Source organism: Ruegeria sp. BHSB058, assembly GCF_059613285.1.
Genome location: NZ_JBXWSF010000049.1, coordinates 16,466 through 28,828, shown reverse-complemented (window position 1 = coordinate 28,828; position 12,363 = coordinate 16,466). Strand labels below are relative to the sequence as shown.

Annotated in this window: 9 protein-coding genes and 2 pseudogenes; 8 read left to right on the top strand and 3 right to left on the bottom strand. The window is 54.1% G+C overall.

Annotation, left to right across the window (positions count from 1 at the left end; translation table 11 throughout):
* Both AC2FNB_RS13210 and AC2FNB_RS13205 read right to left on the bottom strand, forming a co-directional pair.
* Positions 1-131: pseudogene (locus AC2FNB_RS13210) on the bottom strand (membrane dipeptidase); the annotation flags it as partial.
* A complete protein-coding gene (locus AC2FNB_RS13205; protein ID WP_496747022.1) occupies positions 131-1,573 on the bottom strand; it encodes an aldehyde dehydrogenase family protein in 1,443 nt (480 codons plus the stop codon). The gene AC2FNB_RS13205 and the pseudogene AC2FNB_RS13210, both read right to left, overlap by 1 nt.
* Positions 1,574-1,678: 105 nt before the next feature.
* Here AC2FNB_RS13205 and AC2FNB_RS13200 point away from each other — a divergent pair.
* From AC2FNB_RS13200 to AC2FNB_RS13165, 8 genes and pseudogenes are all read left to right on the top strand, one after another.
* A pseudogene (locus tag AC2FNB_RS13200) lies at positions 1,679-1,807 on the top strand (LysR family transcriptional regulator); the annotation flags it as partial.
* Between the two features lie 174 nt (positions 1,808-1,981).
* Positions 1,982-2,551: a LysR substrate-binding domain-containing protein gene (locus tag AC2FNB_RS13195; RefSeq protein WP_496747024.1), complete on the top strand. Its 570-nt coding sequence runs from the start codon at positions 1,982-1,984 to the stop codon at positions 2,549-2,551.
* 148 nt (positions 2,552-2,699) lie between these two features.
* Positions 2,700-2,873, top strand: coding sequence for a hypothetical protein (locus tag AC2FNB_RS13190; RefSeq protein WP_496747019.1), 174 nt, complete (start codon positions 2,700-2,702; stop codon positions 2,871-2,873).
* Between the two features lie 418 nt (positions 2,874-3,291).
* Positions 3,292-3,561: a hypothetical protein gene (locus AC2FNB_RS13185; RefSeq protein WP_480751649.1), complete on the top strand. Its 270-nt coding sequence runs from the start codon at positions 3,292-3,294 to the stop codon at positions 3,559-3,561.
* Positions 3,562-3,735: 174 nt separating this feature from the next.
* Entirely contained in the window at positions 3,736-4,866 is a 1,131-nt protein-coding gene (locus AC2FNB_RS13180) for an efflux RND transporter periplasmic adaptor subunit (protein WP_480751647.1), read from the top strand.
* A 4-nt stretch (positions 4,867-4,870) separates the two neighbouring features.
* A complete protein-coding gene (locus AC2FNB_RS13175; RefSeq protein WP_496747016.1) occupies positions 4,871-8,017 on the top strand; it encodes an efflux RND transporter permease subunit in 3,147 nt (1,048 codons plus the stop codon).
* 27 nt (positions 8,018-8,044) lie between these two features.
* Positions 8,045-9,736, top strand: coding sequence for an aspartate-alanine antiporter (aspT, locus tag AC2FNB_RS13170; RefSeq protein ID WP_496747012.1), 1,692 nt, complete (start codon positions 8,045-8,047; stop codon positions 9,734-9,736).
* Positions 9,737-9,749: 13 nt separating this feature from the next.
* Positions 9,750-11,378 (top strand): bifunctional aspartate transaminase/aspartate 4-decarboxylase, encoded by a 1,629-nt coding sequence (locus AC2FNB_RS13165; protein WP_496747010.1) that lies wholly within the window; start codon positions 9,750-9,752, stop codon positions 11,376-11,378.
* Here the strand turns inward: AC2FNB_RS13165 and AC2FNB_RS13160 are convergent.
* The gene (locus AC2FNB_RS13160; RefSeq protein WP_480751641.1) at positions 11,372-12,301 is read right to left on the bottom strand and encodes a GlxA family transcriptional regulator; all 930 of its coding nucleotides are present in this window, start codon (positions 12,299-12,301) and stop codon (positions 11,372-11,374) included. The genes AC2FNB_RS13165 and AC2FNB_RS13160 overlap by 7 nt on opposite strands.
* Positions 12,302-12,363: the final 62 nt, after the last annotated feature.

Genomic DNA, 12,363 nt, shown 5'->3' with positions numbered 1-12,363 from the left:
AAATTCAAAACCGTTTCGCGGAAATTCTCATGATAGGAGATGGTAACGTGGATCGCGTCCACGCCGCCTTCGCGTAGCTGGCGGAAGATCTTTTCTGACCAGTTGGCATATTGCAGGCCATCGATCCGCATCAGACAGGGCCTGCGCTGACATAGGCGGTTTTGACAGTGGTGTAGAACTCCGCCGCAGCCTTGCCCTGTTCGCGCGGACCGTACGAGCTGTCGCCCCGGCCACCGAAAGGCACGTGGTAATCGGTGCCAGCGGTGGGCAGGTTGACCGTCACAACGCCGGTGCGCGCGTTGCGACGGAAATGAGTGGCGCGGGCCAGCGATTTGGTCACGATGCCCGAGGTCAGGCCGAAATTGGTGTCGTTGACCACACTCAGCCCTTCGTCATAGCTGCTGACCTTGATGACGGATGTCAGGGGCGCAAACATCTCTTCGCGGTTGATGCGCATGTCGTTGGTGGTGTTCAGGAACACGCCCGGCGACATGTAGAACCCGTCATGAGGCATCTCCAGGCGCTGACCGCCACAGGCCAGCTCGGCCCCTTCGGATTTGCCCAGGTCGACATAGGCGAGGTTTTCGTTCAGCTGCTGCTGGCTGACGACGGGGCCCATCTGCACGCCTGCTTCCAGCGCGTGACCCACCTTCATCGCCTTTGCACCAGCGACCAGCTTTTCGACAAAGGCATCGTGGATGCCCGCGTGAACAACCAGACGTGACGAGGCGGTGCATTTCTGACCAGTGCCGCCAAAGGCCCCACCCAGTGCCAGCGTCACCGCCAGATCCAGATCGGCGTCGTCCATCACAGCCAGCGCGTTTTTGGATCCCATTTCCATCTGCACTTTGGTCAGGTTCTGGATTGCTGCGGCGGCGATGCCTTTGCCCACCGGCACCGACCCGGTGAAGGAAATCGCATTGACCTTGGGGCTTTCCACCAGACGTTGCCCGACTGAACGGCCCGAGCCCATCACAAGGCTGAACAGACCTTTCGGAATATCCTGCCGTTCGATGATTTCAGTCAAGGCCACGGCCGAGGCGGGGGTGATGTTGGCGGGTTTCCACACCACCGCGTTGCCATAACACAGCGCCGGGGCAATCTTCCACGAGGCGGTTGCAGTGGGGAAGTTCCACGGGCTGATGATCGCAACTACGCCAACAGCTTCGCGGCGCACATCCACTTCGATATCGGGGCGCACGGAATCGGCGTTTTCACCGATCTGGCGCAGACACTCGGCGGCGTAATACGTAAAGAACTGACCGGCGCGGTAAACCTCGCCCTTGCCTTCGGCCAGCGGCTTGCCTTCTTCGCGGCTCAGCAATGTACCCAGCTCTTCGGCTTGGGCCATCAACTCGTTGCCTATGGCGTTCAGGACGGCCTGTTTGCGCTCCAGTCCATAGGCGGCCCATTCGGTCTGCGCGACGCGCGCCTGATCTAGTGTTGCTTCAAGCTGATCGTTGCTGGCCTGCGCGAACATGCCAACCAAATCGCTCAGATCCGAAGGGTTGCGGTTGTCAATTTCGCTTTCGCCTGCCAGCCATTCGCCGGCAATCAAGTTCAGCTTGGTCACGTCATGCCTCAAATTCTCAAAAAGTCAGATTTGGAACAGTGTGGACTTACGACCGGATATCAGTCAAACTCAATTAACTTTAACAAACTTCAGAATATTTGAAGAATGTCGCTCAAAATCGAAATGCTGCGCTGTTTCTGCACGGTCGCGCAAACCGGAAATTTGGTCGAGGCGGCGGATCGTTTGGGTAGAACCCAATCCGCTGTCTCGATGACACTGAAACAGTTGGAGGATCACCTCGGCAAGCGCCTGTTCGAAGGTGAAAGAAAGAACCAATTGTCGCCATTGGGAGAGCAGGTTTTTGATTTGGCTTTGAAACAAGTGCGTCAATTCGATCAGGCGGTGCAAAATATCGAGGCCGCTGCGGGCGCCGTTCACGGATTGATCCGCATAGTTTCGGTGCCCTCAGTGGCCGCGCTGCTGTTCCCTTCGGTTCTTGATCATATGACCCATCTGTTCCCCGGCCTCAAAATCGAGCTGCGGGACACCGATACTCAACAAGTTCTGGATGCGTTGACTGAGGGCAAGGCAGATATTGGCATCGCCTCAGGCCATCACCCACTCAACGGGGTTCGGGCCACACCGCTATTCCAGGACCGCTTCGGGCTTGTCTGCGCGTCGAACCACCCACTGATTACTCGGGCCGAAGTGCCCACAATCTACGATGTCATCGCCGCAGGATTCATTCGAAACGCTTTGTGCGAACTTATCCAAACACCACGATTTTTAGATGTCGTTGAAACGGCGGACGTCACCATTCAGAACACCCATTCACTGATCACCATGGTTCGAACAGGGAAATGGGTAACCGTGCTTCCGGAAACAGTCGCGCGATTTGTTCCAGAAACCATCGCTTTTCGGCCCATTTCGGACCTGGCCGAAAAACGCCATGTCTACCTTTATCAGAGAGAGAGAACGCGTTTTAAGGAACTGACCGATGAATGCTGCACCTTTGTTCTGTCGCAGCAATTGGTCTAGTGCCCATCCATCGCTTGCCAACTCAGCCCAACAGCCATGCGTTAACTTCATACCGGATTTCCCGGAATATCCATTATCACCACGCAGCAAAAGATCTATGCACACGAGCATGCGGCCAACAGGCCGAGCGACAGAAACAGGCACACCCATGAGTGAATTTGACTACAACAGCCCGTCCGAAGCCGAAATTCGCGAAATTCTTGCTGATGCTCAATGCAAGCGCGCTGAGTACTTTCGCGACAGCATCAAAAGCGCGATCGCGTCTGCAAGATCGCTTTTTCAAATGGAAGATGACGGCCCAATCTATACCGGGGCCAGATAAAACGTTTTCGAACTTTCAAGCAAATTCCGCACAACGAAGCTTGCAGAAATTGACGCGCGTAAGCCGTTTCTGGCATTTGCGCGCTCGTTTTCGATTCCAAAAACTCATGCGGGTCTGAGCGTTGCTTCGACGCATCGGTTTACCGTCTGAATGCCGATAAGCATTTCTTCATGCCATTCACGGCCGTTCAAACCTGATCAGTTAGACAATTAAGAATGATGAGTGATCAAGTTCACAGACAAACACGCAATATAGACGCAGGTTTGCATTCAGGTTCTCCCTGACGGACTTCCGGCGCCTAGGGCGCCGGTTCTTTTTAGATCTAAGTAAGCGCTTGATGCCAAACAGTAACTTGTTGGACAAATTGAAAGTCGTTTCGACAACGACTCGGGGTGCTGACGGAGCAACGAGCCCCGAGTTGGCACAAATCATGCGAACCCTGTCAGGAGCCAAGCAAGATATTGCTGAAAACCTGGATAGTGTGCTTTTGTCTGGCGCGTCGAACATCGCAGCACTCAGGCAACTTATTGGACTGTGTGGCAAGATGGAAGATCTCGCCATAGCAGCCAGAAAATTTGCGGAAACGAATGGCAAACAAGACCCTCTTGTCTTTAAAGCAATGGAGCTTGAAGATTACTTCATCCACGTTGAAGCTCGGTTCATACTCTTCCTGGAAACTGGGCGATAAGGCAGCGACATCCTGCAGGTGTTGGAATGCCGACAACGCGAAGAGCCAGCATCAGCCGCTAGGTGCGCCAGTCTGCCTGAAACCAGCTCAGCTTTTCCTAGACAAAATGTCTTCGTTGTATATCGTTCAGCAATTCACTGATTTTCTGATCCTTTTTGGCAAAAGATGGTGACGATGCGACTGATCCGACGAACATTCACAGGTCTCCTCTACTCTGCCGCTGCAGCCACGATCGCTTTGGCACAAACGCAGACGCAGACTGAAGTTACGCCGAAAGTGACGGTAACCCAGGCCGTATTGGAAGCGGTCGCCAGCACAAAGTCGTTTACCGGTCGTGTGCAGGCCATTAACCATGTCAACCTCATCTCACGGGTACCTGGATTCATTCAATCGATAGACTTTAAGGATGGCAGCAGGGTCGCCAAAGGAGAGGTTCTGGTTCAAATTGAACCGGACGAATACCAGGCCCAGATCACGCAAATTCAAGGCCAGATAAAATCAGCCGAGGCGGAGAAAACGCTGGCTGATATTGAACTGGACCGGCAGCAAAAACTGCTCGACAAAGGAGACGTGGCCGAAAACATCGTACAAAAGGCCCAAGCGGACCAAGGCAAGGTGGATGGACAGCTACTACAACTAAAGGGCAGCTTGCAGGCGGCACAACTCAACTTTTCTTACACCAAGATCACAGCTCCATTTGACGGCCGCGTCGGCCTGACGGACATTTCGGTTGGCGCCTATGTTGCACCCGAAAGTGGAACGTTGGTGTCGCTGTCCAGTATTGATCCTATTTATGTCGAGTTTCCTGTCTCTGAAGCCGCGCTGATCGATTTCAGAAAACAACGCGCCCAAGAAAACAATACGCGACCTTTGACGGTGAAAGTCACGTTGGCAAGTGGGGACGTTTTCAAGGAAACCGGTAAAATCAAAGTCGTCGACACACAGGTCCAAACCGGCACAGATACCGTTATGATCCGGGCGGAGTTTCCGAATCCCGACGGGCAGTTGATCGACAACCAATTGGTGCTTGTGACTGTTGTGGATCATTCCCAAGAAAAGTCACTCGTAATTCCCGCTACGGCGCTGCAAAAGGACCAATCCGGGTATTTTGTTCTGACGGTCGGAAGCGACAACAAAGTAGTTCGGCAAAACGTAGAACTCGACCGCGTCACCGGTACCAGCGCGGTGATTTCCAAGGGCTTGAAAGCAGGCGATCAGGTAATCACTGTGGGGCTTCAACGTGCCCGTCCGGGTCTCGAGGTTGAAGTCGTTCAATCCGAAGATGTGGGCAACGGCAAGGATTGAGACGATGATCTCGCAGCTTTTTATTCACAGGCCGCGCTTCGCCCTCGTCATTTCCGTTATCATTACGCTGGCCGGTCTGATTTCCCTCACGCAGTTGCCGGTTGAACAGTTGCCCGACATCGTGCCGCCACAAGTGCAGGTGTCGACGGTCTATCCCGGCGCAGGGGCCGACGTGGTTGAAGCCACGGTCGCGCAAATCATCGAAGAGCAGGTCGTGGGCGTTAGCGACATGCTTTACATGAAGTCCACCAGTGGCTCGGATGGAAGCTATAGCCTACAGGTGACGTTTGAGCCGGGCACCGACCCCGACATCAATGCGGTCAACGTGCAGAACCGCGTGAGCCTGGCCTTGTCGTCCTTGCCCGAAGAGGTTACACGGGCCGGGGTCAGCACCAAGAAAAAATCGACCGCGCTTCTGGAAGTGATCGCGATTACGTCGGACAACCCAGAGCACGATGCTCTATTTTTGTCGAACTTCGCTACAATCAACGTTCTGGACAGCATCAAGCGTTCAACCGGGGTCGGCGACGCGGTGATCTTTGGTGCGCAGAACTATTCTATGCGCATTTGGCTGGACGTCGACAAGATGACGAGTCTGCAATTGACTGTCGATGATGTGATCAATGCGGTACAGGCGCAGAATACGCAGGCCGCCGTAGGGCGTGTAGGCGCACAACCGATGACCGATGATCCGGTATTTCAGCTCAATATCCAAACGCAGGGCCGTTTAACGTCTGCCGAAGAGTTTGAAGAAATAGTCGTACGCTCCCAAACGGATGGATCGTTTATCCTGATTGGTGACATCGCGCGCGTGCAACTAGGCGCGCAATCGCAGGATTCGGTAGCCCATTTCGATGGGGGTCCGACAGCGATGATCGGCGTCTATCTCGCGCCGGGAGCAAACGCGTTGAACACCTCTGAAGCGGTCGAGGCGGCGCTGAAAAGCTTGTCAAATGCCTTTCCCGAAGGTGTGAAGTGGAGCGCACCGTATAGTTCGGTGAGTTTCGTCAAAGCCAGCATCGAAGAAGTGATCAAAACACTTCTCGAAGCCTTTGTACTTGTGGTCATCGTCGTATTCCTGTTCCTTGGCAGTTGCCGAATGGCACTGATCCCATTGATCGCGGTACCAGTATCCCTGATTGGTGCGCTTAGCTTCATGCTGGCGCTGGGGTTCAGCCTGAACACCGTGTCTTTGCTGGCACTGGTATTGGCGATCGGAATCGTTGTAGACGACGCGATTGTCGTGATCGAAAACGTTGAAAAGGTGATGGCCGAACGCCCCGATCTTTCGGTGTCCGAAGCAACCGGTGAAGCGATGAACCAGATCACCGCGCCGATCCTCGCCATTACGTTTGTATTACTTTCGGTATTTGTTCCCGTTGCCTTCGTTCCGGGCATCACGGGGTCGATGTTTCAGCAATTCGCTGTCGCGGTCTCGTTCTCAATGCTGATCTCGGCTCTAAACGCCCTGACACTTAGCCCGGCCTTGTGCACGTTGCTGCTGAAACGCCATTCCGGGTCCGGCCGCGGTCCGTTGGCGTGGCTGTCCCGTCGCATCGACAACGCGAGGGATGGGTATGCTTTCGTCGTGACGCGCCTGGCCCGACGCGCAGGACTTGCGATCCTGTTTCTCGGTTTGGCGATCTTTGGTACCGGGGCTTTGTTCAAAATCACTCCGTCCGGTTTTCTGCCAGTTGAAGACCAAGGCGCGTATTTCACCGAAGTTGTTCTGCCTGAAGGTGCCTCAGTCAATCGCACGAACGAGGTGATGAACCAGGTTTATAGCATCCTCAAAAGCGCACCCGGCGTACAGGACGTGATGACCGTAACAGGATACAGTTTTGTCGACGGGCTGAACAAATCCAATGGCGGCTTTGCGATTGCCATCATGAAACCATTCGAAGAACGAACCGACCCTTCGCTATCTGTTCGTTCATCATTGAGATATGTACGTGCCCGGTTCGCAGGGCTGGAGGATGGGATTGCTGTACCGTTCAACCTGCCCCCGATCATCGGTCTTGGAACAGGCGCAGGGTTCGAGTTCCAGTTGCTTGATCTACAAGGCAGCGATGTTCTGGACCTTGGCGCGACAACCAAAGGACTAATCACCGCCGCCAACGAAAACCCGCGCCTGACCGGTGTCTATACAACATTCTCGGCTCAAACTCCGCAGCTGCATCTCGACCTTGACCGGAAAAAACTTCAGACTCTCGGAGTGGACGTGGATGCCGTATTTCGTGCAATGCAGGTCACTCTGGGTGGCTATCATGTGAATGACATGAACCTGTTTGGGCGCACTTGGCAGGTCAATCTGCAAGCAGAACAGCAATTCCGTGATCATGTAGATGACATTGCTCGCATCCACGTTCGTAACAAGGACGGCGATATGGTGCCGATCCGAGCTGTGGCGACATCTGACTTGGTCCTGGGGCCACAATTTTTGGTACGCTATAACAACTTCCGCTCGGTTACGATAGCCGGGGGGCCGACACCCGGGCATTCGATGGGCGAGGCGATTGCCGCCATGGATCAGCTGGCAAATCAGACGCTTCCGCAGGGTTATAGTTATCAATGGACCGGCACCGCACAACAACAGATCGAGGCGGCGGGCAAAACCCAGATTGTTTTGGGCCTGGCCGTATTGTTTGCCTATCTGTTCCTCGTCGCGCTCTATGAAAGCTGGACAATCCCACTAGCAGTGCTGTTGTCGGTGACCTTCGCCATGTGTGGGGCGATGGGAGCGCTGTTGCTGCTTGAGCTGGAAAACAACCTATATGCACAGATCGGTCTGGTCGTTCTGATCGCTTTGGCGGCAAAGAACGCGATCTTGATCGTCGAGTTTGCTATGGAGCGTTATGAGCACGGCATGAGTATCGTCGAGGCTGCCATTGACGGCGCAAGGGCGCGTTTCCGAGCAGTCATGATGACCAGCTTCGCCTTTATTGCGGGCCTCTATCCGTTGGTCGTCGCCGAAGGCGCCTCCGAATTAGCCCGACGGGGCGTCGGGACGCCGGTTTTCGGCGGTATGATCGCTGCATCGCTCGTCGGAATTTTCATTATCCCCTCTCTCTACGTAATCGCGCAATGGTTCCGGGAAAAAGTGCATGGCAAGCCGGACCGGCCGACAGCAGGACAGGAGGCGGAAAGCTGACCGCCTCCAATTTTGGAGGAAAACAAGATGCAATGGCTTCTGGATACGCTTCGGGATCATCCTGAGTTGTCGGTTTTTCTGTCAATCGGGATCGGGTTCCTGATTGGTCCAAAAAGCATCAAGGGCTTCAGCCTCGGCACCGTAACGGCCACACTCTTAGCAGCCGTTGTGATTGGCCAGGCACGCATCGAGTTGGCCCCTGAGTTGAAATCGACCTTCTTCATTCTATTCATTTTTGCGGTTGGATATGGTGTCGGACCGCAATTCATGCGCGGTTTCAAATCCGATGGATTCAGACAGATCCTTTTTGCCCTAAGCGTGTTGATCGTATGCCTGCTGGTTCCACTTCTGGCAGCACTAATCGCAGGACTGGATATCGGTTATGCCGCCGGGTTCTACGCAGGTAGCCAGACAATCTCGGCCGCTATTGGTGTTGCGTCCGAACAACTCACTCAAATGGGATTACCGAGCGAGGATGTGTCCAAATACAACAACCAGATTCCTATCGCTTACGCTGTGACCTATATCTATGGAACCATTGGTTCCGCGTTGATCCTTGCCAAGTTGGGGCCTCGCCTGCTCAAGATCGACCTTGTCGCCGCCTGCAAGGAATACGAGCAGCAGATGGGGGGCGGTGCGCAGGAAGATAGCGAAGACATGGGTGACCATTTCGCCTATCACGCGATTGAGGCCCGTGCGTTCGTGATGCCCGAAGGCAGCCCGCTTGTAGGCAGGCCCTTGGACGACTTGCTGCCCGATACCCGCATATTTGTGGAACGCTTGCGCAGGGATGGAAAAGTTATCGAGGCAGATTCCGCTTCCGAACTCAAGGCCGGGGACATTGTGGTTTTTTCGGGTCACCGCGCTGAATTGGTCAAACACCTGGAAAACACGATGCAGGAAGCAGATGTACCTGAGTTGCTGCGCTTCGAGATCGAAAAGCTGGATGTTCTGGTAACAAACCGACGCGCTCACGGTAAGAAGCTTGAAGCACTCGGAAAATCCTCGTTGGCTCGGGGTGTCTATCTAACCAAGATTACGCGGAACATGGTCGAATTGCCAATTCTGCCCAAGACAGAGTTACATCGAGGGGACATCCTGACAATAACCGGCAGTAAGCGGCACGTGGAGGCTGCGGTTAAGGCGCTTGGATACGCGGACAGACCTGTGGAAACAACGGATCTCGCCTTTGTAGGATGGGGGATATTCCTTGGCGGTCTGGTCGGGACTCTAACCTACGTCTTTGACGGTTTGCCCATCAGCCTGTCGACAACTGGCGGAGCGTTGTTGGCGGGATTGCTGCTTGGATGGCTGCGCACTATTCATCCGACATTCGGGCGCATTCCATCGCCTGCACTTTGGCTGATGAACACCATGGGGCTGAATGTTTTCATCGCCGTTGTGGGAATTTCGGCAGGACCCGGCTTTGCCGATGGCCTGCGTCAGGCAGGCATCGCACTTTTGCTTTGGGGCGTGGTTGCTACATCAGTACCGATGATTTTTTCCGTCTATATCGGTTACTATGTCTTCAGGTTTCATCCGGCGATCCTGTTCGGAGCCTGTGCTGGTGTTCGAACCACGACCGCTGCATTGGGCATGATTCAGGAAGCTGCCCAAAGCCGGATCCCTGCACTGGGTTATGGTATGCCCTACGCCATCGGCAACACGCTCTTGACCATTTTCGGTATGATCGTCGTCATCGCGATGGCGCGTTTCTAAAAGGTATTTAACAATGGACCAATTGAATCTGCACGATTTTGAAGCTCTCAGCCCGTTCGAAATCAAGGATGAGTTAATAAAACTGGCCAGCGAGGATTCGCGCCGTTCTAGCCATGCCTTCCTGAACGCAGGTCGAGGTAATCCTAACTGGATCGCCACGCACCCGCGCGAGGCTTTTTTTCTTTTGGGTCAATTCGCAATTACCGAAGCGAAGCGGGTGATGGATGATCCTGCAGGGATTGGCGGCATGCCTGCTCAGCAGGGATGCGCAGACCGCCTGCGCGAATGGCTGGTAGAGAATGCAAGCATGCCGGGCGCGGACACACTGGCAGAGGTGGTTGCGCATGCAATATCTGCCTTTGGATTCGATCCGGATTCATTTGTTCACGAATTGACGGATTCGATCATCGGTGACAACTATCCAGTTCCCGACCGGATATTGCATCATAACGCCGTCGTCGCACATGAATACCTGATGTGGTCTATGTGCGCCGGCCACCGCCCAGACGAAAAGTTCGACTTGTTTGCGGTCGAAGGCGGCACGGCCGCAATGTGCTATATTTTTAAGGCGCTCAAGAACAACCGGCTGTTGAACCCGGGCGACACGATTGCTCTGGGAACGCCGATTTTCACACCCTATCTCGAAATGCCGGAGCTTGAAGACTATAACCTTGTGACTATTCACGTATCCGCCCGCGAAGAAGACGGCTTCCAGTATTCCGACGCCGAACTCGACAAGCTGAAAGACCCAAAAATCAAGGCCTTCTTTCTGGTCAACCCAGGCAACCCATCTTCGGTTGCAATGAATTCGAAAACTCTTGCCAAACTGGATGATCTGGTAACCAACACCCGACCGGACCTGATCGTCCTGACAGATGATGTTTACGGTACGTTTGTTCATGACTTTCAATCAGTTCTCGCGCACCTGCCCCGCAATACAATCGGCGTTTACTCCTATTCCAAATACTTCGGCTGTACCGGCTGGCGCTTGGGCCTGATTGCTGTCGCTCAGGACAACATCCTGGACGAAAAACTGGCTGCGCTGCCGGAAGAAACGAAACTAAAACTGGACAAACGTTATAGAACGCTCAGCCTCAATCCGAGAGAAATCCGCTTCATTGACCGTATTGTGGCGGACAGCCGAGATGTGGCGCTTAACCATACGGCGGGGTTGTCATTACCTCAGCAGGTGATGATGTGCCTGTTTTCTCTTTGCGAACTGGTCGATACCAAAAAGACTTATCAGGCCGCCTGCATGGAAATCGTCCATAGGCGCTTCAACTTACTGACTGAGTCGCTCGGTATAGATGTATCCTTCGGCAATAACTATGACGCCTACTACGGCATCATCGACTTCGAGTACTGGTTACGTCAGTACGTCGGCGAAGACGTAGTTCAGTGGATCAAGCAGAATGTTCACCCGCTGGATATCGCGTTCAAGCTGGCCGAAGATCACGCTATCGTATTGCTGAATGGCGGTGGATTTGATGCACCAAACTGGTCAGCGCGCGTATCGTTTGCCAATCTTCCGGACGAGGCTTATGCGAAAATCGGTCGTGCTGTCAGAGCTGTCGCTCGCGGTTATGTTCAGGCATATCGAGCCGCGCAAAATCAACCGTTGCACGGTAACACCAATCAGTGATTTGAAGCGCGCCTGCCCCGAAATGATCGCCGGCGCACAGATTGAGGTGTTTCACCATATTCCCGGCGAAACCAGCGTGCCAGATTGGAACATGTCCCAAAGCCGGTGGCGACAACGATTTCTGTAAGCGGGAGGCTTGTGTGCTCCAACAATTGCCGGGCACGTTCGATTCGCAAGGCGCGATAGGCCGTAAGCGGCCCCGAACCTGTCAGATCCAGAAAACGCCGCTGCAGTTTTCGAGTGGAGACGCCCAATTGTTCCGCTAACTCGCCTATCTTCAGTGGCTCTTCCAAATGCTGACGCATAATGTCCAGACAACCTGCGATCAATCGATCCCCCTGCGCACGTTGCACCAACGACAACGAGACCTTGCTTTGTTGCTGGCGCGGGTCAGCGCTCAAGCCCAGATAGTCACTCAAGGCGCTGGCGGTGAATTGGCCGTGGTCCTCGCCGACAAACTCGAGTAGCAGCCGCAGGGCAGCAAAACTGCTAACGGCAGTACAGACAGACCCGGACGTTGCAGAATGTGCACCGGGAACACGCTCCACCAATTGCTCTTCAGCCGCAGCCGCGGCGAAATTGGGGTGAATGGCAACGGAATATCGTTCCTGCAATCCGGTGTCGCATAACAAAAAGATCGCACCGCCAATCAAAACTGACCTGTTTGCGAGTCGTAGAATCTGATGTATTCGATTTCGTTCGTCCGAAGTCAGATGCCAGCGATCATGAATATCCCCGAGAAAAATAACTGTGCGATTGGCCCAGTAACGGGCATCCTCCGCAGGTTGTGCCGAAAGCTTTCTCACGGAAATCTCGTATGGCGCGCCTTTTACCAGTTCGTTCGCAGCTCCAAAAAGGTCAACGACAATCTGAGCAGAAGCCTCTGTCGCGCTAGTTGGCACAATAACGTCAATTGCAGTCATTCGAGAACTCGACACCACGAGTCCGCGTACCGGAGCCGAAGTTTGGGGATTTGATGCACAAT